Below are 21,946 nucleotides of genomic sequence, written 5' to 3'. Positions count from 1 at the left end.
GCATCTCGCACGCGAACGCCTGTCTCCGCTCACCTCAGCGCCGCCGCCGCACATCGCCAAGGGAGGCCGGACCCGATGGCAAGCACCTTCTTAACCCTGACTGACTTCCTCGCCGAGCTGGACGTCCCCAAGTCGACCTTCTTCCGCTGGAAGGCCCTCGGCCAAGCACCCCGCACCTACAAGCTGCCTAACGGGCAGCTCCGCATTCGCCGCACCGACTTCGACGCCTGGCTGTCGAGCCGTGAGGAGCCCCAAGCCGCATGAGTACCTTCGACGTCCGAGTCCACAGCGTGTTGGTCAACAAGCTCGCCAAAGGCACCTCTTACCCCGTCCGGTGGGTCGTCGCCGGAAAGCCGTTCCGGGACACCTTCGCCACCCGGGCACTTGCCGACAGCTACCGGTCAAAGCTGGTCGTCGCCCAACGGGAAGGCGTCGCGTTCGACGAGAAGTGCGGCTTGCCCGAGCCGATGGCCCGCGCCCTCAATGCTCGTTCCTGGTACGACCACGCGATCGCCTACGTCGACGTCAAGTGGCCGCGCGCCTCGGCTAAGCACCGCAAGGGCATCGCCGAGGCTCTCGCCACAGTCACGCCTGTGCTGCTGTCGACCAATAGGGGCGTGCCGAACGACAAGGCCATTCGCGCTGCCCTCTACGGATGGTCGTTCAACAAGGCTCGCCGCGACGCCGGAGACCCGCCGGCCGAATTGGCGACCGCCGTTCGGTGGCTTGAGTCCAACACCGTCGACCTGTCCACCCTGAACGACGCCGCCCTGATGAGAAAGGCTCTCGACACGATCGCGCTCCGGATGAAGGACGGCGGAGCAGCGTCCGCGAGCACGATTGCCCGGAAGCGTGCGATCTTCTCCGGCGCTCTCAAATACGCGGTAGAGCTTCGCTTCCTGGAGGTGCACCCTCTGACCCTCGTGAGCTGGACCGCCCCCAAGCATGACGACGAGATTGACCGCAAGGCCGTGGTCAACCCGACCCAGGCCCGCGCCCTACTCACCGCCGTGGGCGACCGGACGCCCGAACTGGAAGCGTTCTTCGGCTGCATGTACTACGCGGCCTTGCGGCCGGAGGAGGTACTCAACCTCCGTGAAGACGAATACGAGCGACCCAAGGTCAAGGGCGGATGGGGCGTTCTGAACCTCACCGGCTCCACCGTGGCGGTAGGGCGCGGGTGGGGCGATGAGGACGGCACGATCGAGCGGCGCGGCCTCAAGCACCGGGCTAAGAGCGCCACGCGGCCGGTGCCCGCCCCGCCCGCGCTGTGCGCCCTACTCGATCACCACATCGGCCACTACCGGCCCGCGCCCGACGGGAGGCTGTTCGTCACCCGGCGCGGCCCCGGCGGGCGCTACGTGCCGACCTTGGGTCAGCCCATCCCCAGCAACTCCTACGGGAAGGCGTGGCGTGACGCCCGCGAGGCTGTACTTACCCCCGCGCAGCTCCGGTCCCCGTTGGCCAAACGCCCGTACGACCTGCGGCACGCCGCTGTGTCGCTCTGGCTGAACGCAGGCGTCCCCGCGACCCAGGTCGCCGAGTGGGCGGGACACAGCGTCCACGTCCTCATGCGGGTGTATGCGAAGTGCATCTACGGCCAGGACGAGGCCGCCCGCCGGAGGGTCGAAGCGGCCCTAGCCACTCCCGAGGGACCCGGCCAGGTCGCCGCCTGATCGCCGACACGTATACGACACGACCAGTGAGATCGAGCGGTCCTGACTGAGACTCAGTGGGACCAACGAGAGAAGCCCTTCCCCGCTGTTTCAGCTGGTGAAGGGCTTCTTTGTGCCTGTGGTGGCGGGTAGAGGATTCGAACCTCTGTAGCTTTCGCGACGGATTTACAGTCCGCTCCCATTGGCCGCTCGGGCAACCCGCCTGGGCAACCGCCGCGGTTCCCCGCGGCAGCGGACATCAGAATAGCCGTACCGTGGAGCAGATCCGCAACCGGGTACGGTCGGCATGTCGCGGGTCGGAAACGGCCCGCAGCCCGACATCGACACGAGCCCAGTCGCAGGAGTCTGATCATGGCAGCCAACCCGTCGTTCGACATCGTCAGCAAGGTCGACCGGCAGGAGGTGGACAACGCGTACAACCAGGCGGAGAAGGAACTCGGTACCCGGTTCGACTTCCGGGGCACCGGCACCGCTCTTGCCAAGTCGGGGGAGGGGTTCACCATCACCTCGGAGACGGAGGAGCGGGCCAGTGCCGCGCTCGACGTTTTCAAGGAGAAGCTGGTGAAGCGGAACATCTCGCTGAAGTCGCTGGATGCCGGCGAGCCGCGGCAGTCAGGTAAGACGTACAAAATTGATTGCAAGGTTGTCGAGGGCATCGAGACCGACAAGGCCAAGGCGATCAGCAAGAAGATCCGGGACGAGGGCCCGAAGGGTGTGCAGGCGCAGATCCAGGGCGACCAGCTGCGGGTCACCGGCAAGAAGCGGGACGATCTGCAGGCGGTCATCACCCTGTTGAAGCAGGAGGATTTCGGCGTCGCCTTGCAGTTCATCAACTATCGCTGAGATCGCGCCGCGCTGCCGAGTCCAGCGTGGGTGGGTGCACACGTTCGAGTTGCGTGTGCGCCGACAAGGCCCGGGACGTGAGTAAACGCGCACACAACCCAAACGTGTGCGCTTACTCCGCCAATGCCGCGCGGCGGGCACTGCGGGCGGCGGACACTGCGCGCGGCGGACACTGCGCGCGGCGGCTACCGCCGGGCCGCCACCGCCGGGCGCTGCCTTCAAGCTTGCCTGAAGTGGCCGGGAGACGGTGGCCCGCTGCGAGATCCACGATGCCAACGACGGTAGGGAGAGCCCGATGATCGCTCCGCTGGTGGATGAGTCGTGGCTGCGCAAGCAGGGTGACGAGGTCGTCCTGGCCGACGTCCGGTGGTACCTGGACGGGCGGTCGGGCTCGGCGGCGTACCAGAAAGGCCACCTGCCCGGCGCCGTCTTCATCGACCTCGACACCGCGCTGGCCCGGCCGGGCTCGCCGGCTGACGGCCGGCATCCCCTGCCGGATCCGGAGGTCTTCGCCGCGGCCATGGCGGCGGCGGGCATCGGGGATGAGAACACCGTCATCGCGTACGACGACGCAGGCGGTGTGATCGCCGCCCGCCTCGTCTGGATGCTCCGGGCGATCGGGCATGACGCCGCCCTGCTGGACGGCGGTTTGACCGCCTACTCCGGCGAGTTGACCACCGAGGTGCCGGTGCGCCCGCCCGCGATCTTCACCACCCGTGACTGGCCCGCCGCCAGCCTGGCCTCCCTGGACGACGCCGCCAGCGCGGATGTGGTCCTGGACGCCCGGGACCACGGCCGGTTCCGGGGTGACACCGAGCCGGTCGACCCGCGCGCCGGTCACATCCCCGGTGCGCGCAACCTGCCCTGCCGGGAGAATGTGGGCGCCGACGGCCGGTTCCTCCCGGTTGCCCGGCTGCGGGAGCGGTTCGCCGAGGTCGGCGCCGACGGTACGACGGACGTCATCTCCTACTGCGGCTCCGGCGTCACGGCGTGCCACAACCTGATCGCGCTGGAACACGCGGGCCTGGGGACCGGACGGCTCTATCCGGGCTCGTGGTCGCAGTACAGCCACACCGACCGTCCCGCCGCCACCGGCGACTGAAACCAGTACTGAAAGTCAGCCCTGGTCCTCGACCCAGCGCTGATGCGCCTCCCACGCGGCCTGTTTGCTGCTCCCGACGGCCGCGCCGATCTGGGTCCACGAGGCGCCGGCCTGCCGTGCCGAGCGCACCATCGCCTGCCGCCCGTACCCGACTTTGCGTATCACCACTTCGCCGAGCGCGAGCATTTCGAGTTTCTCCGTGAGGTTCAGCCCTGGCGCGCCGGTGTCGGGGCTGACGGTGGTGACGGCGTCCCGCATCCTCAGTTCGTTGTACCGGGTGGTGGCGGTCTCGAGGGTGTGCCGCCGCTCCAGTTCCTCCGGGATCGTCATGGGCGCACTCTTTCGTCAGGTGGTCCTGACGTCAAGGCCCCATGACACACAGAGTGCGAATTGGGCTCACTTCTCCCGCTAAATCAGGCAGAAAGCTCTCAATTCTTGGGGTAGGAGGGACGGCTGCGGTTCAACCGTTCGGCCATTGTTTGGCGAAGCGCCGGTTCGACCCGCCCTTGGACGTCCCCAGTCGCACATCTGGTGTGGCAACATCAGGGCATCTGATCCCGTAAGACACTGCACTCTGGAGCGCCACATGTCCGCAGGAAAGCTGGGCCGCCTCGCCGGTTTGGTTTTTGTGCTTGCCGCTGTGTTCGGTGGGCTTGACGCGACGAGCCATGCGGATGTTGTTCAGCCGTCGGCGGCGTCCTTCGCGAACCTCGACTTCACCTGGGGCTGATTGCCGGGGCGGCAATGTCCTCCTGTGCCGGCTGACAAAGGAGCGTTATGGTCGGCCGGACAACTTCGCGGCGACGTTCTCCCGATTACGCGTGGCTGGTCACGGGCCCTCTGGCGCTGTGCGCCCTGGCTCTGACCGCGGCGCTGTGGGTCGTCGACGAACAGTGGTACAAGGACTGGGCAGCCGGCCTTCTCATCTTCGCGCTGTACGTGGTGGCTCAACTCGCCACGTTCAGCATCGCCATCCGCCGTAGCGCCCTCGACGTCTCGGTCACCGAGGTGCCGCTGGTCTTCGCCCTCTTCTACCTCCCGCCCGTGATGACGATCCTCGTCGTCACGGGCGGAGTGCTGTTACGGCAGCTCTGGGGATCGTTTCCGCCGGTCAAGATGTGGTTCAACGTCGCCGAGGTGGCGGCGAGCATCGGCGTCGCCCTGCTGGTGATCGAGGCTCTGCCGAAGGTCGAGGGCACCGGCCCGGCGATGTGGGGCGTCATCTTCACGGGTGTCGCGGTGAACGTCTTCATGCAGCTGGCCTGCTTCGTCGCGGTGATCAGCGTGGTCAACGGCGCCCCGGCCGGCCGGGACATGTTCCGGGCCAGCCTGCCGAACCAGGTCATCGCCGGGATCAACGTGGCGATCGGTCTGCTCTTCCTGATCGCTCTCGAGGAGACCAAGTGGTCGGCGCTGCTGCTGGGCGTACCGGTCATCGCACTGGTCCTGCTGCTCCGCTCGTTCGCCGGGTTCTTCCGGCAGCACCGCACGCTGGCTGACGTCTACGAGCTGACCCAGGCCATCCGGGACGAGGGGTCGAACAACGCCCTGCCGGACGTCCTGCTGGAGCGGGTGCGCTCGCTGATGCGCTCGGAGAACGCGACGCTCTGGCTGGCGCCCCAGGAGCGGTACCCGGAGCTTCTCCTCACCGCCAAGGTCGACAACAAGGGCCTGCTCGACGTCTCGCCAGTGCCCGGCCCGATCCGGGACTACACGGTGCAGCAGCAGCGGCCGGTCGCGGTCGGCGCCCAGTTCCCGGACACCGAACACCTGCGGGAGCACCTGCGTACCGCGCGGGTGAAGGACGTTCTGCTGGTTCCGCTGCGGTCCGGGCAGACCACTGTCGGCACGCTCGAGGTGATCAACCGGGTGGGCGACGCCCGGACCTTCCGGGACAGCGACGTGCAGGTGCTGGAGACCATCGCGGCGCACGTCGCGGTGGCCGTGGAGAACTCCCGCCTGGTCGACCGCCTGCGCCACGACGCCTACCACGACCGTCTCACCGGCATGCCCAACCGCCGGCGGGTGATCGACGCGCTGGCCGAGTCGACGACGGTCCGTGCCGAGGGCGAGGTGGTCGCGGTGATGCTCTTCGACGTCGACGGGCAGCGCAACGTCAACGAGTCGATGGGGCACGCGGCGGGCGACAAGCTGCTCGCCGAGGTGGCCGCTCGGCTGCGTGGCATCGCCGGCTCCGGAGCGCTGGTCGGCCGGATCGGCGGCGACGAGTTCGTGGTCACCCTGCGGACCGAGAGCATGGAGGCGACGATCGAGATCGCCACCCAGATGCGGGAGCGGCTGCGCGGCACGATGGCGGTCGGATCCCTGACCCTGGACGTGGACACGGCAGTCGGTGTGTCCGTCTATCCGGACCACGGCAGCGATCCCGAGACCTTGCTGCAGCGCGCCGAGCTTGCTGCCAATGCGGCCAAGGCGCTTCCGTACGGCGTCCAGCCCTTCCACCCGGCCCTGGAATCGCGTGCCGTGCGCCGTCTCGGCATCGCCGCCGACCTGCGCAGGGCGCTGGACAACGAGCAGCTGGAGGTCTACTTCCAGCCCAAGGTGACGCTCGCCGACCGGCATGTGGTGGGCGTCGAGTGCCTGGCCCGCTGGGTGCACCCGGCGCACGGCGAGGTCGCCCCGGAGGACTTCGTGGCGGTCGCCGAGCACACCGGCCAGCTGGCCCGCCTCACCGAGGTGGTGCTCGGCGCCGGTCTGCGCCGGTGCCGGGAGTGGGCCGACGCCGACCGGCCGCTCTCCGTCGCGGTCAACCTCTCCGCGCGTACGCTGCTCGACTCCCGCTTCCCCGACCTGGTCGAGGAACTGCTCGTCGAGCACGAGGTCGGGCCGGGGCAGCTGACCTTCGAGATCTCCGAGCCGGGCATGCTCAACGACATCGAGCGCGTGCTGCCGAGCCTGTACCGGTTGCGTGACCTCGGTGTGCGGCTCAGCGTGGACGACTTCGGCACCGGTGCGTCGTCCCTGGCCTACCTGCGGCAGTGGCCGGTGCACGAGGTGAAGATCGACGACACCTTCGTGCAGGGGATGGCGACCGACTCGGGCGACCTGGCGATCGTGCGGGCCGTGGTCGGCCTCTCCCGTGAGTTCGGACTCACCGTGGTGGCCGAGGGCGTGGAGAGCGAGCTCACCCTGGGCCTGCTGGAGGAGATGGGCTGCGAGATCGGCCAGGGTTACCTCTTCAGCCGGCCCCTGCCGTACGAGCGATTGGAAGCCTGGCTGAGCGCTCAGACAGAGCCGGAATCGACGCCCACCGGAGAGGTCAGAAGGCTCCGCGCGGTGATCTGAACTGCGGCATCACGGCTTGGGGGGTACTGATTTCACGCCCAGCAACCAGCCGTGTAGTCTTACTTCTGCACGAGCGAGAGATCGCTCGCGCAAGCCCCCTTAGCTCAGTCGGCAGAGCGTCTCCATGGTAAGGAGAAGGTCTACGGTTCGATTCCGTAAGGGGGCTCTACCGGGTTCGTTCCCCGCCCTGCCGGCGCTGGACTTGAGCCTGGCGCGGCGGTGTAGCTCAGATGGCAGAGCAAGCGGCTCATAATCGCTGTGTCGCCGGTTCAAGTCCGGCCACCGCTACTTTCGTGCGGACCCCACCCGGGGCCCCACTTTGCAGATCGAGGGACCAAGCGTCTACGCTGGTTCGTCGACAGTAAGAACCCCGTTAGCAGGAAGGCACCCCGCCGTGGCCAAGGCGACCGACGTCCGTCCGAAGATCACCCTGGCGTGTACGGAGTGCAAGGACCGGAACTACATCACCAAGAAGAACCGGCGTAACGACCCCGACCGGGTCGAGCTGAAGAAGTTCTGCCCGCGCGACGGGAAGCACACCCTGCACCGCGAGACGCGCTGAGCGTCCGCGACAAAAGCTCTTCCCTGCGCCGTCCGGAGTCATCCGGGCGGCGCAGAGTAGTTTGTGGGCATGCCCATGGATCAGTCGTTCGTCGGCCGCAGCTGGCCACCCACCGAGCCCTACCTCGTCGGCCGCGAGAAGATCCGGGAGTTCGCCCGGGCGATCGGCGCCACCGACGCGGAGTACCACGATCCGGAAGCGGCCCGGGCCCTCGGCTACACCGACGTGGTGGCACCGCCCACCTTCCCGGTGGCGATCACGATGGCGGCCAGCCGGCAGGTGATCAGTGATCCGGCGCTCGGCCTGGACTACACCCGGGTCGTGCACGGCGACCAGAGGTTCGCCTACTCGCGACCGGTCGTCGCGGGGGACACCCTGGTCTGTGTGAACAGCGTGGACGAGATCACCAGCCGGGGCGGGCACGAGTTCATCACCACCCGGACCGAGGTGAGCACGGAGGACGGCGAGCCCGTCGTCACGGTCTGGTCCAAGTTGGTGCAGCGCGGCGGGGAGGCCTGAGTGAGTGACGTCCTGGAGCCGCAGACCTTCCGAGTGACCCGGGCGGACCTGGTCCGCTATGCGGGCGCCTCGGGTGACTTCAACCCGATCCACTGGAGCGACCGGGTCGCCACCGGCGTCGGCCTGCCGGGTGTCATCGCCCATGGGATGTTCACGATGGCCCTCGTCGGCCGCGCCGTCACGACGTGGGCCGGCGCCGCGGACGCGGTTGTCGAGTTCAGCGTGCGGTTCAGCCGCCCCGTCCCTGTTCCCGACACCGACGAGGGCACCGAGGTGGTCGTGACCGGCACGGTCAAGGAGATCACCGAGCAGGGACACATCCGGCTGAACCTGACTGCCACGTGCAACGGCGACAAGGTACTGTCCTTGGCGCAGGCGCTCATCAGGAAGCGGTAGGCCCGGGTTGGGAGAACGCCGGGCGTACCCGTACACTGGTGCGCCGTGGGGCACTGAGTCGTAACAGACACAATGTCCCGCAAAGGGGTGTAGCTCAATTGGCAGAGCAGCGGTCTCCAAAACCGCAGGCTGCAGGTTCAAGTCCTGTCACCCCTGCGCAATCCTCCTCGACGTGCCCGCCCGGTGCGCGGTTCGCACAACTTCCGCGTCCGGTCGAGCGCTGACAGGGCCATTCACACCACCGACGACGGAAGTAGGGCGAAGTGGCCGAGAAGGACCGCCCCGGTGACGACGTCCCGGGCGACGACGAGGTTTTCGCCGACGCCGCCGACGGTGACGTGCCGGATGATGACGTCGACGACGCGCCGGTCAGCCGTGGCGGTGGCACCGCCGTGGCCGAGCGGACCAAGGACTCGGACAGCCCGAAGGCGAAGTCAGGCCGTCGGACTGGTCTCTTCGGCCGGGTGGGTGGCTTCTTCCGTGAGGTCATCAGCGAGCTGCGCAAGGTCATCTGGCCGACGCGGAAAGAGCTGCTGACCTACACCGGCGTGGTGATCGTCTTCGTGGTGGTCATGACGGCCATCGTGGCCGGCCTGGACTATGGGCTGGGCAAGGCCATCCTCTGGGCGCTCGGCTAGTCCGCGACCCTGAATCGAAGAGACTTTTTCTGGAAGTGAGCGAGCGTGCCTGAGTACGACGACGAGACCGCGCAGTCTGCCGACGAGCAGGCGACGCCGGAGATCGACGAGTCGGTGGAGTCCGCCGGCGAGCAGGCGACGCCGGTGGTCGACGAGTCGGTCGAGGACGAGTCGGTGGAGTCGGCCGAGGACGAGTCGGTGGAGTCGGCCGGCGAGCCGGTCGAGGCCCAGGCGCCCGAGGCTGACGAGGACTACGACCCCGTCAAGGAGCTGCGCCAGAAGCTGCGGTACGCACCCGGCGACTGGTACGTGGTCCACTCGTACGCGGGTTACGAGAACAAGGTGAAGACCAACCTCGAGACCCGGATCACGAGCCTCGACATGGAGGAGTTCATCTTCCAGGTCGAGGTGCCGACCCGCGAAGAGGTCGAGGTCAAGAACGGCAAGCGCAACCAGGTGCAGGCCAAGGTCTTCCCCGGCTACATCCTGGTCCGGATGGACCTCACCCCCGAGTCGTACTCGTGCGTGCGCAACACGCCCGGTGTGACCGGCTTCGTGGGCGCCACCGACCGGGTCGACCGGCCGGCGCCGCTCTCGCTCGACGAGGTGCTGAAGTGGCTGGCCCCGGCCGTGCAGGCCGAGGAGAAGAAGGCCAAGCCCGAGATCAAGGTCCTCGACTTCGAGGTCGGCGACTCGGTCACCGTCACCGACGGCGCGTTCGCCTCGCTGCCGGCCTCGATCAGCGAGATCAACGCCGACCAGCAGAAGCTCAAGGTCCTGGTTTCGATCTTCGGCCGGGAGACTCCGGTCGAGCTGAACTTCAACCAGGTCACCAAGATCTGATCGCCGGCAACCCGGCGGCAAACGTGGGAGGGGCCGTATTCGGCGGCCCCGCCAACTACCACAGGAGTAAAGAAGAAATGGCACAGCGCAGCAAGGGCTACCGCAAGGCAGCCGAGCAGATCGACGCCTCGAAGCTCTACGAGCCGGCCGAGGCGGTCAAGCTCGCCAAGGACACCAACCCGGTCAAGTTCGACGCCACCATCGAGGTCGCGATGCGCCTCGGCGTCGACCCGCGTAAGGCCGACCAGATGGTCCGCGGCACCGTCAACCTGCCGCACGGCACCGGCAAGACCGCCCGCGTGATCGTGTTCGCCCAGGGCGCGAAGGCCGAGGAGGCCGTCGCGGCCGGCGCCGACGAGGTCGGTACCGACGAGCTCGTCGCCCGGATCCAGGGTGGCTGGCTGGACTTCGACGCCGCGATCGCGACGCCGGACCAGATGGCCAAGATCGGCCGGATCGCCCGGATCCTCGGTCCGCGTGGCCTCATGCCGAACCCGAAGACCGGCACCGTCACCATGGACGTGACGAAGGCGATCAACGAGATCAAGGGCGGCAAGATCACCTTCCGGGTGGACAAGCACTCCAACCTGCACCTGATCATCGGCAAGGCGTCCTTCTCGCCGGAGCAGCTGCTCGACAACTACGCCTCGGTGCTCGACGAGGTCCTCCGGGCCAAGCCGTCCGCCGCCAAGGGCAAGTACCTCAAGAAGGTCACCATCGCCACCACGATGGGCCCCGGCGTCCAGGTCGACCCGAACGCCATCAAGAACCTCCGCACCGAGAACGCCGACGCCTGACGGTCCGGCACAGCAGCGATCGAAGCCCCCGGGGATTCCCCCGGGGGCTTTCGCATGGAAGGCTTCCGGCCGTGCGTTTGGATGCGATCTGGTTCCGGTACGCCCGCCGCGCCCCCTGGACCCTGCGCGGCGTCGACGCCGTCGCCGAACCCGGGCAGACCGTCGTGGTGCTCGGCCCCAACGGTGCCGGCAAGTCCACCCTGCTGCAGGTGGCCGCCGGAATCCTGCGGCCGGTCCGCGGCGCGGTCCGGGACCGTCCGGCCGTCGTCGGCTGGGTTCCGGAACGCTTCCCGGCCGCGCAGCCGTTCACCGCGAGCGGCTATCTGAGGTCCATGGCGGCTCTGCGCGGTCTTCCCGAGAGCAGCGCCGACCGCTGGATCGAGCGACTCGGCCTCGCCGGGCACGCCGGCACCCCGCTCGGCGATCTCTCCAAGGGCACCGCGCAGAAGGTCGGCCTCGCCCAGGCCCTGCTCGTGCCGCCCGGCCTGCTGGTCCTCGACGAGCCCTGGGAGGGTCTGGACGCGGCCTCCCGCAGCCTGATCCCGGAGATCGTCGCCGAGGTCACCGAGGCCGGGGGAGTGGTCCTGGTGAGCGATCACCGCGGCGAGATCGCCAACCTGCCGGGCGCGCTGCACTGGACCGTCACCGCCGGCGAGCTCCAGGTCGCCGAGCCGTCGCTGGTCACCGCCGGCGAGTTCGAGGTCGCCGAGCCGTCGCTGGTCACCGCCGCGGCTGCGCCGCATCCACCGGGAGCGGACGAAGTGATCGTGGAGGTCGCGGTGCGACGGCAGGAGGCCGAGGCGGCGGTGGTCCGGCTGCGTGCCTCCGGTCACCGTGTTTTGGGGGTACGCGAGAAGCGCGCCCGCGTTGAGGAGGGCCGATGACCGCGCTGGTCCGGATGCGGCTCGCCGGCTTCGTCCGCAGCGGCCGTGCGCTGGCGCCCTTGGTCGCGTTCCTGGCCATCCTCGGCATCCTGCACGGCGGCGGCGTCTCCCCGGCCGCCCCCGCGTTCGGATACTCGGCTGTGGCGCTGTTCGCGGTGCTGGCGTGGCTCACCAAGCTCGTGCTGGACACCGAGCCCGACGTGCAGCGGGGTCTGGCCCGGCTGGCGGTCGGCCCGGTGCGGGAGGCGTCGGCCGGCTTGCTCGCCGCCGGTGCGCTGGGCGCCGGAGTGTGCCTGCTGGCCATGATCGCGCCGCTGGCGATCGGCGCCGTCCAGGCCTCGGTCCCCGGCATCCTGCTCGGCCTTCTGGCGCATCTGCTGTCGCTGCTGGGCGCCCTGGCGCTGGGTGCGGTGGCCGCCCGTGCCGTGACCCGGCGGGTGCTCACCGGCGTAGCGGTCCTGGTGTCCGGCTCGGTGCTGGCGATCGTGCTGGGGCTGAGCGGCTCGATCGCGCCGTGGCTGGTACCGCCGGTGATGGCGACCGCCCGGGCACTGAGCGGGCGTACCGCACCGGACCTCGAGACCCTGCTCCGGCTGAGCGGCTGGACCCTGCTGTGGTGCACGGTGGTGTTCGCTCTCTACGGCCGGCTCCGGCGGGACCGGGCCTGAGGCGTGTCTCACAGCGGCCGATTTGGATTCGGCGGCAGGTACCCCGTACCCTTTCGTCTTGAAGTTCCACCCATAGACCGCTGGTCGCCGCAGTGACCGTCACCACGACGGACGCCGCGGCCGAAGGTCTCGCACAAGCGGGCGACCTGCGCAGGGAGAACGGTTTGTGATCTCGGCGCCCTCGCGCGTGCCGAAAGTCGCCCCGTGCCCCTGCGCCGGGGCGTTTTGCTTGTCCGGACCTCTCGACCAGTGGCTGAGCACTGAGAGAGGAGGGACATGGCGGACAAGCCGGTCCGGGCCGACAAGGCTACGGCCGTTGCGGAGCTCACGGATTACTTCCGTGGCTCGGCGGCCACCGTGTTGACCGAATACCGCGGCCTCACCGTGAAGGAGCTCACTGAGCTCCGTCGCTCGCTGGGCAGCGAGGCCAAGTACGCGGTCGCGAAGAACACTCTCGCGAAGCGTGCGGCAACCGACGCGGGCATCGAGGGTCTCGACGCGCTGTTCACCGGTCCTACCGCGCTCGCCTTCGTGAAGGGCGATGTGGTCGAGGCGGCCAAGGGCCTTCGTGCCTTCGCCAAGGCCCACCCCGTTCTCGTCATCAAGGGCGGTGTCTTCGAGGGCAAGGCTCTCACGGCGGACGAGGTCAACAAGCTTGCTGACCTCGAGTCCCGTGAGGTGCTGCTGGCCAAGCTGGCCGGCGCCATGAAGGGCAACCTGACCAAGGCGGCCGGTCTGTTCCAGGCCCCGCTCACGCAGGTGGCTCGCCTCGGGGCAGCCCTGCAGGAGAAGCGCGAAAAGGAAGGTTCCGCAGAGGCCGCCTGAGCGGCCTCGGAACCACGCACGTTCTAGTTCAGAAGCTACGAAAGGTTGCCAGACATGGCGAAGCTCAGCACCGACGAGCTGCTCGACGCGTTCAAGGAAATGACCCTCATCGAGCTCTCCGAGTTCGTGAAGCAGTTCGAGGAGACCTTCGAGGTCACCGCCGCTGCCCCGGTCGCCATCGCGGCCGCCGGTGGCGCTGCTGCCCCGGCCGAGGCCGAGGCTGAGAAGGACTCCTTCGACGTCGTCCTCGAGAACGACGGCGGCAAGAAGATCCAGGTCATCAAGGTCGTGCGTGAGCTGACCGGCCTGGGCCTCAAGGAGGCCAAGGACACCGTCGAGAGCGCCCCGAAGGCGATCCTCGAGGGCGTCAACAAGGAGAAGGCCGAGGCCGCCAAGGCCAAGCTCGAGGGCGAGGGCGCCAAGGTCACCCTCAAGTGACCTGACGCTTTTCAGCACTTCCCGTCGATGGCGGGGACCCGTACCGGGTCCCCGCCATCGGTGTTCCCGCAGGTCATGTCGGCGTGATTGCTGGGCCGGCAAAGCACGCCAAAGCCCGTTATTCATGCGTTAAGGTCCCTGTGGTGAGTCGGGCGGATGACCGCGGAAGTCCGACCCGCGGCACAGCCCTTGACTGTGTGTCCGGGGACAGGCACGCTGACATCAGCAAGTTTCCGCGCTTGCGACAGCCGCGCTGTGGGTATCGGGCTTTTCAGGTAACTGAGTCTTTCAGGTAACTGAACGGTCACCGGTTCCCGCGGACCGGCACCCGAGGGAGAGTTGCCGCGTTTCCGAGCGGCCCCGCCACCGGCGCTGACCATGAATGCGCAGGTCAGCAGCGGCGGGGATGCGTTCCGCGAGCCACCCGAAGGTGTGGGCTGGACAGCGGTTAGCCGAGCGGCTACACTGCTAGTTTGCGCTGCCTTCTGTCATGATGCCTGTCGGGATATCCATGAGGATAATTCTCGGGGGCTCATTGGAGTGCACGCAGACCAGTTGCATCAGCAACTCAGCCGCATAGCAGCACCGGTCCTCGGAAGGACGCATCTTGGCAGCTTCCCGCCCTGCGAAGACCAGCCGTACGTCGAGCGCTTACGCACCCCGCCGGGTCTCTTTCGGCCGGATCACCGAGCAGCTAGAGGTCCCCAACCTCCTCGCCCTCCAGACGGATTCGTTCGACTGGCTGGTCGGCAACGAGGCTTGGCAGGCCCGGACGACGGACGACCCGCACGCCCACTCGGGCCTCGCAGAGATCCTCGAAGAGATCAGTCCCATTGAGGACTTCTCCGGCACCATGTCGCTGTCCTTCTCGGCTCCCCGATTCGACGAGGTCAAGGCCTCCATCGAGGAGTGCAAGGAGAAGGACCTGACCTACTGTGCCCCGCTGTTCGTGACCGCGGAGTTCACCAACAACACCACTGGCGAGATCAAGAGCCAGACCGTGTTCATGGGTGACTTCCCGATGATGACCCCCAAGGGGACGTTCGTCATCAACGGCACCGAGCGGGTCGTGGTGAGCCAGCTCGTCCGCTCACCGGGCGTGTACTTCACCAAGGAGCCGGACAAGACCTCCGACCGTGACCTCACCAGCGTCAAGGTCATCCCGAGCCGGGGTGCCTGGCTGGAGTTCGACATCGACAAGCGCGACACCGTCGGTGTGCGTATCGACCGTAAGCGCCGGCAGGCCGTCACCGTCCTGCTCAAGGCGATCGGCTGGTCGGCGGACCAGATCCGCGAGCGGTTCGGCTGGTCCGAGCTGCTCATGACCACGCTGGAAAAGGACCACATCGCGGGGCAGGACGAGGCCCTGCTAGACATCTACCGCAAGCTGCGCCCTGGCGAGCCCCCCACCCGGGAGAACGCGCAGACCCTGCTCGACAACCTCTTCTTCAACCCGAAGAGGTATGACGTCGCCAAGGTCGGCCGGTACAAGTTCAACAAGAAGCTCGAGATCGACGTCCCGATCGTCCGGGGCACGCTGTCCGAGGAAGACATCGTCAAGACCGTGGACTACCTCTGCCGGCTGCACGCCGGTGAGGAAGGCTACGAGGCCGACGACATCGACCACTTCGGCAACCGCCGTCTGCGGACGGTCGGCGAGCTCATCCAGAACCAGGTCCGTGTCGGCCTGTCCCGGATGGAGCGCGTCGTCCGCGAGCGGATGACGACCCAGGACGTCGAGGCGATCACGCCGCAGACCCTGATCAACATTCGGCCCGTCGTGGCCGCGATCAAGGAGTTCTTCGGTACGTCGCAGCTGTCGCAGTTCATGGACCAGACCAACCCGCTGGCGGGCCTGACCCACCGGCGCCGGCTGAGCGCGCTCGGCCCGGGTGGTCTGAGCCGTGAGCGGGCCGGCTTCGAGGTCCGTGACGTGCACCCGTCCCACTACGGCCGGATGTGCCCGATCGAGACGCCGGAAGGCCCGAACATCGGTCTGATCGGTGCGCTCTCGACGTTCGCGCGGGTCAACCCGTTCGGCTTCATCGAGACGCCGTACCGCAAGGTCGAGAACGGCATCGTCACCGACGAGGTGCACTACCTCACGGCCGACGAAGAAGACCGGTTCATCAAGGCGCAGGCGAATGCCGTTCTGTCGAGCGACAACACCTTCGCCGAGGACCGCGTCCTGGTTCGCCGTAAGGGCGGTGAGGTCGACTACGTGCCTGGCACGGAGGTCGACTACATGGACGTGTCGCCGCGGCAGATGACCTCGGTCGCCACCGCGATGATCCCGTTCCTCGAGCACGACGACGCGAACCGTGCCCTCATGGGCGCGAACATGCAGCGTCAGGCCGTGCCGCTGGTCAAGGCCGAGGCTCCGCTCGTCGGCACGGGTATGGAGTACCGCGCCGCTGTCGACGCCGGTGACGTTGTCGTCGCCGAGGTCGCCGGTGTGGTCGAGGACCTGTGCGCCGACTACGTGACGGTGCACCAGGACGACGGCCACCGCCGGACCTACCTGCTGCACAAGTTCCGCCGCAGCAACGCCGGCTCCTGCGTCAACCAGAAGCCCGTCGTCTTCGAGGGTGACCGGATCGAGGCCGGCCAGGTCATCGCCGACGGTCCCTGCACCGACGAGGGCGAGATGGCCCTCGGGCGCAACCTGCTCGTGGCCTTCATGTGCTGGGAAGGCCACAACTACGAGGACGCGATCATCTTGTCGCAGCGCCTCGTGCAGCAGGACGTCCTCACCTCGATCCACATCGAGGAGCACGAGGTCGACGCCCGCGACACCAAGCTGGGCCCGGAAGAGATCACCCGCGACATCCCCAACGTCAGCGAGGAAATGCTCGCCGACCTGGACGAGCGCGGCATCATCCGGATCGGTGCGGAGGTCGTCCCCGGCGACATCCTGGTCGGCAAGGTCACGCCGAAGGGCGAGACCGAGCTGACCCCCGAGGAGCGGCTGCTGCGCGCGATCTTCGGTGAGAAGGCCCGGGAGGTCCGGGACACCTCGCTGAAGGTTCCGCACGGCGAGACCGGCACCGTCATCGGTGTCCGCACGTTCTCCCGCGAGGACGGCGACGAGCTGCCCCCGGGTGTCAACGAGCTGGTCCGGGTCTACGTGGCGCAGAAGCGGAAGATCCAGGACGGTGACAAGCTCGCCGGTCGTCACGGCAACAAGGGCGTCATCTCCAAGATCCTGCCGGTCGAGGACATGCCGTTCCTGGAGGACGGCACCCCGGTCGACATCGTGCTCAACCCGCTCGGTGTGCCCTCGCGTATGAACATCGGTCAGGTCCTGGAGACCCACCTCGGGTGGATCGCCAAGACCGGCTGGTCGGTCGAGGGCGACGACCAGGACTGGAAGCGTCAGCTCCGCGCGATCGAGGCGCACGAGTCCTCCGCCGACAGCAACGTCGCGACTCCGGTCTTCGACGGTGCTCAGGAAGCGGAGATCAAGGGCCTGCTCGAGTCGACGCTGGTCAACCGCGACGGTAAGCGGCTGGTCAACGGCGACGGCAAGGCGCAGCTCTTCGACGGTCGCTCCGGTGAGCCTCTGCCGGACCCGATCTCGGTCGGCTACGTCTACATCCTGAAGTTGAACCACCTGGTCGACGACAAGATCCACGCTCGGTCGACCGGCCCGTACTCGATGATCACGCAGCAGCCGCTGGGTGGTAAGGCGCAGTTCGGTGGCCAGCGGTTCGGCGAGATGGAGTGCTGGGCCATGCAGGCCTACGGGGCGGCATATGCCCTGCAGGAGCTGCTGACCATCAAGTCCGACGACGTCCTGGGCCGAGTGAAGGTCTACGAGGCCATCGTCAAGGGCGAGAACATCCCGGAGCCGGGAATCCCGGAGTCCTTCAAGGTGCTCCTCAAGGAGCTGCAGTCGCTGTGCCTGAACGTCGAGGTGCTTTCCAGCGACGGCGTTGCTCTTGAGATGCGTGAGACGGACGACGAGGTTTTCCGGGCCGCGGAAGAACTCGGCATCGACCTGTCGCGTCGCCCGAACGAGGGCGTCAGCAGCGTCGAAGAGATCTGACGGAGCGCGTCCCCGGTGCTGCTACAGCACCGGGGACGCCACCGCCGGCCTTGAATTCACCCGAGCAACGAAACACGAGGGACAGACCAAGTGCTCGACGTCAACTTCTTCGACGAGTTGCGTATCGGCCTTGCTACCGCTGACGACATCCGGCAGTGGTCGCACGGCGAGGTCAAGAAGCCCGAGACGATCAACTACCGCACGCTCAAGCCCGAGAAGGACGGACTCTTCTGCGAGAAGATCTTCGGTCCGCAGCGGGACTGGGAGTGCTACTGCGGCAAGTACAAGCGGGTCCGGTTCAAGGGCATCATCTGTGAGCGCTGCGGCGTCGAGGTGACCCGGTCCAAGGTCCGTCGCGAGCGGATGGGCCACATCGAGCTCGCCGCGTCGGTCACGCACATCTGGTACTTCAAGGGTGTGCCGAGCCGGCTCGGTTATCTGCTCGACCTTGCCCCCAAGGACCTCGAGAAGATCATCTACTTCGCCTCGTACGTGATCACGAGCGTTGACGCCGAGTCGCGTCACCGCGACATGTCCACCATCGAGAACGAGATCTTCGCGGAGAAGCGCCAGTCCGAGAACAGCCGGGACTCCGAGATCGAGAAGCGCGCCGCCAAGCTCGAGCAGGACCTTGCCGAGCTCGAGGCGGAGGGCGCCAAGGCGGACGTGCGCCGCAAGGTCAAGGAAGCCGGCGAGCGCGAGATGCGCCAGATCCGGGACAAGGCCCAGCGCGAGATCGACCGTCTCGACGAGGTGCTCGACACCTTCCGCAAGCTCGACAGCAAGCAGCTGGTCACCGACGAGCTGCTCTACCGCGAGCTGCGCGACCGCTTCGGTGAGTACTTCACCGGTGGCATGGGTGCCGAGGCCATCAAGGCGCTGCTCCAGAACATGGACCTGGACGCCGAGGCCGAGCACCTGCGCGAGATCATTCGCACCGGTAAGGGCCAGCGGAAGATCCGGGCGCTCAAGCGGCTGAAGGTCGTCGCGGCGTTCCTGAACACCCGCAACTCGCCGCTCGGCATGGTCCTGGACTGCGTCCCGGTCATCCCGCCGGACCTGCGCCCGATGGTGCAGCTCGACGGTGGCCGTTTCGCCACGTCCGACCTGAACGACCTGTACCGCCGGGTCATCAACCGCAACAACCGCCTCAAGCGACTGATCGACCTCGGCGCGCCCGAGATCATCGTCAACAACGAGAAGCGGATGCTGCAGGAGGCCGTCGACGCGCTGTTCGACAACGGCCGCCGTGGCCGGCCGGTCACCGGTCCGGGTAACCGCCCGCTGAAGTCGCTCTCCGACATGCTCAAGGGCAAGCAGGGCCGGTTCCGTCAGAACCTGCTCGGCAAGCGGGTCGACTACTCCGGTCGTTCCGTCATCGTCGTCGGCCCCCGGCTCAAGCTGCACCAGTGCGGCCTGCCGAAGCAGATGGCGCTCGAGCTGTTCAAGCCGTTCGTGATGAAGCGCCTGGTCGACCTGAACCACGCGCAGAACATCAAGTCCGCCAAGCGGATGGTCGAGCGGCAGCGACCGGTCGTGTGGGACGTCCTCGAAGAGGTCATCAGCGAGCACCCGGTGCTGCTGAACCGCGCGCCGACCCTGCACCGTCTGGGCATCCAGGCCTTCGAACCGCAGCTGGTCGAGGGCAAGGCCATCCAGATCCACCCGCTCGTCTGCACGGCGTTCAACGCCGACTTCGACGGTGACCAGATGGCGGTCCACGTGCCGCTGTCGGCCGAGGCGCAGGCCGAGGCCCGGATCCTGATGCTGTCCTCGAACAACATCCTCAAGCCGGCCGACGGCAAGCCGGTCACCATGCCCACCCAGGACATGGTCATCGGTCTGTACTACCTGACCCACATGACGTCCGGTGCCAAGGGCGAGGGCCGGGTGTTCAGCTCGGACGCCGAGGCTCGGATGGCGTTCGACAACGGCGAGCTGCACCTGCAGGCTCCGGTGAGGATCCGGCTGAAGGAAATCGTCGGTGTCGACAACGGCGCCAAGGGCGAGGCCTGGGTCGCGCCGGAGGAGTGGGTCGAGGGCGGCTCGGTCCTGGTCGAGACCACGCTGGGCCGCGTCATCTTCAACGAGACGCTGCCCCCGGGCTACCGCTACGTCAACTACGAGATCCGCAAGGGTCAGCTGTCGGCGATCGTCAACGACCTCGCCGAGCGCTTCCCGAAGGTCGCGCTGGCCGCGACCCTGGACGCGCTCAAGGAGGCCGGCTTCCACTGGGCCACCTGGTCCGGTGTGACGATCGGCATGGGCGACGTCATCGCGCCGCCGCGCAAGCCGGAGATCCTCGCCAAGTACCAGGCCGAGGCCGACCGGATCGACAAGCAGTACCAGCGTGGCCTGATGACCGGTGAGGAGCGCCGCGGCGAGCTCATCGAGATCTGGACCAAGGCGACCAACGAGATCTCCAAGGAGATGGAGTCCGCGCTGCCGCAGGAGAACCCGCTCTGGGTGATGATCAACTCCGGCGCCCGCGGTAACCTGCTCCAGCTCCGGCAGATCGCCGCGATCCGTGGTCTGGTGGCCAACCCCAAGGGTGAGATCATCCCGCGGCCGATCACGTCGTCGTACCGTGAAGGTCTGACCGTCCTGGAGTACTTCATCTCCACGCACGGTGCCCGTAAGGGCCTGGCGGACACCGCCCTGCGTACCGCCGACTCGGGTTACCTGACCCGGCGTCTGGTGGACGTCTCGCAGGACGTCATCATCCGCGAGGAGGACTGCGGCACCGACCGCGCGATCCCGATGGCGGTCACCGACCCCGAGCGGATCGACGGCAGCCTGGTCGTGCACACGCACGCCGAGACCGGCGTGCACGCCCGGACGCTGGCCGACGACATCACGGACGCCAACGGCAACCTGGTGGTCGCCCGCGGCTCGGACCTCAACTCGATCCTGGTCGACAAGCTTGTCGCCGCGGGTGTCGAGAACGTCCGGGTGCGCAGCGTCCTGACCTGCGAGTCGAAGCTCGGTGTGTGCGCGGCCTGCTACGGCCGCTCGCTGCCGACCGGCAAGTCGGTCGACATCGGTGAGGCGGTCGGCATCATCGCCGCCCAGTCCATCGGTGAGCCCGGAACGCAGCTCACCATGCGTACCTTCCACACCGGTGGTGTCGCGGGTGAGGACATCACCCAGGGTCTGCCGCGTGTGCAGGAGATCTTCGAGGCCCGCGTGCCCAAGGGCAAGGCGCCCATCGCCGACACCCCGGGTCGCGTCCGCATCGAGGACGGCGAGCGCTCGCGCAAGATCATCGTGGTGCCGGACGACGGCAGCGAAGAGATCGTGTACGACAAGATCTCGAAGCGCGTCAAGCTGCGGATCCCGGACGGCGGCCACGTCGGCGTCGGGGAGAAGCTCACCGAGGGCACCATCGACCCGCACGAGCTCCTGCGCATCATGGGTCCGCGCGCGGTCCAGGTCCACCTGACCAGTGAGGTCCAGGAGGTCTACCGCTCGCAGGGTGTGCTCATCCACGACAAGCACATCGAGATCATCATCCGCCAGATGCTCAAGCGGGTGACGGTCATCGACTCCGGCGCGACCGAGTTCCTGCCGGGCGTGCTGGTCGACCGGGCGCTCTTCGAGTCGGAGAACCGCCGGCTCGTGGGCGAGGGTGGCGAGCCCGCCGCCGGTCGTCCGGTGCTGATGGGTATCACCAAGGCCTCGCTGGCGACCGACTCCTGGCTCTCGGCGGCCTCCTTCCAGGAGACCACCCGGGTGCTCACCGACGCTGCGATCAACTCGCGCAGCGACTCGCTGGTGGGCCTCAAGGAGAACGTCATCATCGGCAAGCTCATCCCGGCCGGTACCGGTATCAGCAAGTACCGGAACATCCGGGTCGAGCCGACCGAGGAGGCCAAGGCCAAGGTGTACTCGATGACCGGGTACCCGGAAACCGACTACGGCTTCGGGCCGGCCAGCGGGCAGGCTGTGCCGCTGGACGACTTCGACTTCGGGTCGTACCGCTAAGGGTTTCTCCACATGGGGTGGTCGCGCACTGCGCGGCCACCCCATGTGCCTTTCTAAGATGGTCTGGTGACGCTGCCCGTGGTGCCCACCCGCCACCCCATGGATCCGGAGCCGGTCCCCGCAACGAAAGCCCGCGCGGTCTTCGCGCTGGGGCTGACCGGGCTGTTGCTGGGTCCGTTCGTGGGCGGGGTGATTCCCGCCACGATCGCGTTGCTGCTGGCCCGGCAGACCCACCGGCAGGCGTTCGCCGCGGGCGGCTATCTGACCGGCTCAGCGTGGATCCAGCGGGGCCGCCGGCTGGCCTGGGCCGGGCTGATGCTCGCCCTGACGTCGCTGGTGGTGGCCGTGATCGCCGGGCTGCTGCACCTGGCCACCGTTCCCGGCGGCCAGGACTTCGCACCCGGCACCAACTGATCC

Annotated in this window: 20 protein-coding genes and 4 tRNA genes; 22 read left to right on the top strand and 2 right to left on the bottom strand. The window is 67.7% G+C overall.

Going from position 1 to position 21,946, the window contains the following annotated elements; all coding sequences use genetic code 11:
- The first annotated feature begins 75 nt into the window (after positions 1-75).
- Together ACFQV6_RS17605 and ACFQV6_RS17600 are read left to right on the top strand one after the other, a co-directional pair.
- Positions 76-264, top strand: a complete 189-nt coding sequence (locus ACFQV6_RS17605) for a helix-turn-helix transcriptional regulator (protein WP_378028558.1) — start codon at positions 76-78, stop codon at positions 262-264.
- The gene (locus ACFQV6_RS17600; RefSeq protein WP_378028557.1) at positions 261-1,676 is read left to right on the top strand and encodes a tyrosine-type recombinase/integrase; all 1,416 of its coding nucleotides are present in this window, start codon (positions 261-263) and stop codon (positions 1,674-1,676) included. Before ACFQV6_RS17605 ends, ACFQV6_RS17600 begins: the two co-directional genes overlap by 4 nt.
- Positions 1,677-1,795: 119 nt before the next feature.
- Here the strand turns inward: ACFQV6_RS17600 and ACFQV6_RS17595 are convergent.
- Positions 1,796-1,879, bottom strand: a tRNA-Tyr gene (locus ACFQV6_RS17595).
- Between the two features lie 148 nt (positions 1,880-2,027).
- Between ACFQV6_RS17595 and ACFQV6_RS17590 the strand changes: the two genes are divergently transcribed.
- Together ACFQV6_RS17590 and ACFQV6_RS17585 are read left to right on the top strand one after the other, a co-directional pair.
- Positions 2,028-2,519 carry a YajQ family cyclic di-GMP-binding protein gene (locus tag ACFQV6_RS17590; protein ID WP_378028556.1) on the top strand — a complete coding sequence of 164 codons (492 nt, stop codon included), beginning with the start codon at positions 2,028-2,030 and terminating at the stop codon, positions 2,517-2,519.
- Positions 2,520-2,814: 295 nt separating this feature from the next.
- Complete coding sequence (locus tag ACFQV6_RS17585) at positions 2,815-3,621, top strand: sulfurtransferase (protein ID WP_378028555.1); 807 nt, start codon at positions 2,815-2,817, stop codon at positions 3,619-3,621.
- Between the two features lie 15 nt (positions 3,622-3,636).
- Here ACFQV6_RS17585 and ACFQV6_RS17580 read toward each other — a convergent pair whose 3' ends face one another.
- A complete protein-coding gene (locus ACFQV6_RS17580; RefSeq protein WP_378028554.1) occupies positions 3,637-3,951 on the bottom strand; it encodes a hypothetical protein in 315 nt (104 codons plus the stop codon).
- Positions 3,952-4,207: 256 nt separating this feature from the next.
- On the opposite strand from ACFQV6_RS17580, the gene ACFQV6_RS17575 reads away from it, so the two are divergent.
- From ACFQV6_RS17575 to ACFQV6_RS17490, 18 genes are all read left to right on the top strand, one after another.
- Entirely contained in the window at positions 4,208-4,351 is a 144-nt protein-coding gene (locus ACFQV6_RS17575) for a hypothetical protein (protein ID WP_378028553.1), read from the top strand.
- A gap of 47 nt (positions 4,352-4,398) precedes the next feature.
- Entirely contained in the window at positions 4,399-6,927 is a 2,529-nt protein-coding gene (locus ACFQV6_RS17570; RefSeq protein ID WP_378028552.1) for a putative bifunctional diguanylate cyclase/phosphodiesterase, read from the top strand.
- Positions 6,928-7,020: 93 nt separating this feature from the next.
- A tRNA-Thr gene (locus tag ACFQV6_RS17565) sits at positions 7,021-7,093 on the top strand.
- 49 nt (positions 7,094-7,142) lie between these two features.
- Positions 7,143-7,215: transfer RNA gene (locus tag ACFQV6_RS17560), tRNA-Met, on the top strand.
- Positions 7,216-7,321: 106 nt separating this feature from the next.
- On the top strand, positions 7,322-7,489 hold the full coding sequence (gene rpmG, locus ACFQV6_RS17555) for a 50S ribosomal protein L33 (protein WP_014687739.1): 168 nt from the start codon (positions 7,322-7,324) through the stop codon (positions 7,487-7,489).
- A 69-nt stretch (positions 7,490-7,558) separates the two neighbouring features.
- Positions 7,559-8,008 (top strand): MaoC family dehydratase N-terminal domain-containing protein, encoded by a 450-nt coding sequence (locus tag ACFQV6_RS17550; protein ID WP_378028551.1) that lies wholly within the window; start codon positions 7,559-7,561, stop codon positions 8,006-8,008.
- Positions 8,009-8,404 (top strand): MaoC family dehydratase, encoded by a 396-nt coding sequence (locus tag ACFQV6_RS17545; protein WP_378028550.1) that lies wholly within the window; start codon positions 8,009-8,011, stop codon positions 8,402-8,404.
- Positions 8,405-8,487: 83 nt separating this feature from the next.
- A tRNA-Trp gene (locus tag ACFQV6_RS17540) sits at positions 8,488-8,560 on the top strand.
- A 107-nt stretch (positions 8,561-8,667) separates the two neighbouring features.
- Positions 8,668-9,042: a preprotein translocase subunit SecE gene (secE, locus tag ACFQV6_RS17535; RefSeq protein ID WP_378028549.1), complete on the top strand. Its 375-nt coding sequence runs from the start codon at positions 8,668-8,670 to the stop codon at positions 9,040-9,042.
- Positions 9,043-9,087: 45 nt separating this feature from the next.
- On the top strand, positions 9,088-9,885 hold the full coding sequence (nusG, locus tag ACFQV6_RS17530; RefSeq protein WP_378028548.1) for a transcription termination/antitermination protein NusG: 798 nt from the start codon (positions 9,088-9,090) through the stop codon (positions 9,883-9,885).
- A 77-nt stretch (positions 9,886-9,962) separates the two neighbouring features.
- Positions 9,963-10,682 carry a 50S ribosomal protein L1 gene (gene rplA, locus ACFQV6_RS17525; RefSeq protein ID WP_378028547.1) on the top strand — a complete coding sequence of 240 codons (720 nt, stop codon included), beginning with the start codon at positions 9,963-9,965 and terminating at the stop codon, positions 10,680-10,682.
- 71 nt (positions 10,683-10,753) lie between these two features.
- Positions 10,754-11,566 carry an ATP-binding cassette domain-containing protein gene (locus ACFQV6_RS17520; protein WP_378028546.1) on the top strand — a complete coding sequence of 271 codons (813 nt, stop codon included), beginning with the start codon at positions 10,754-10,756 and terminating at the stop codon, positions 11,564-11,566.
- On the top strand, positions 11,563-12,234 hold the full coding sequence (locus ACFQV6_RS17515) for a hypothetical protein (RefSeq protein ID WP_378028545.1): 672 nt from the start codon (positions 11,563-11,565) through the stop codon (positions 12,232-12,234). Before ACFQV6_RS17520 ends, ACFQV6_RS17515 begins: the two co-directional genes overlap by 4 nt.
- A gap of 276 nt (positions 12,235-12,510) precedes the next feature.
- Positions 12,511-13,059, top strand: coding sequence for a 50S ribosomal protein L10 (rplJ, locus tag ACFQV6_RS17510; RefSeq protein WP_378028544.1), 549 nt, complete (start codon positions 12,511-12,513; stop codon positions 13,057-13,059).
- A gap of 54 nt (positions 13,060-13,113) precedes the next feature.
- On the top strand, positions 13,114-13,497 hold the full coding sequence (gene rplL, locus ACFQV6_RS17505; protein ID WP_378028543.1) for a 50S ribosomal protein L7/L12: 384 nt from the start codon (positions 13,114-13,116) through the stop codon (positions 13,495-13,497).
- Between the two features lie 607 nt (positions 13,498-14,104).
- Positions 14,105-17,545 carry a DNA-directed RNA polymerase subunit beta gene (locus tag ACFQV6_RS17500; RefSeq protein ID WP_378028542.1) on the top strand — a complete coding sequence of 1,147 codons (3,441 nt, stop codon included), beginning with the start codon at positions 14,105-14,107 and terminating at the stop codon, positions 17,543-17,545.
- 90 nt (positions 17,546-17,635) lie between these two features.
- Positions 17,636-21,529 (top strand): DNA-directed RNA polymerase subunit beta', encoded by a 3,894-nt coding sequence (locus ACFQV6_RS17495; RefSeq protein WP_378028541.1) that lies wholly within the window; start codon positions 17,636-17,638, stop codon positions 21,527-21,529.
- Between the two features lie 99 nt (positions 21,530-21,628).
- A complete protein-coding gene (locus ACFQV6_RS17490; protein ID WP_378028685.1) occupies positions 21,629-21,943 on the top strand; it encodes a hypothetical protein in 315 nt (104 codons plus the stop codon).
- The last annotated feature ends 3 nt before the right edge of the window (positions 21,944-21,946 follow it).

The organism is Actinoplanes sp. GCM10030250, assembly GCF_042666575.1.
Lineage (GTDB): Bacteria > Actinomycetota > Actinomycetes > Mycobacteriales > Micromonosporaceae > Actinoplanes.
The sequence above is the reverse complement of the archived record's forward strand: the minus strand, read 5'-3'. Positions and strand labels throughout refer to the sequence as shown.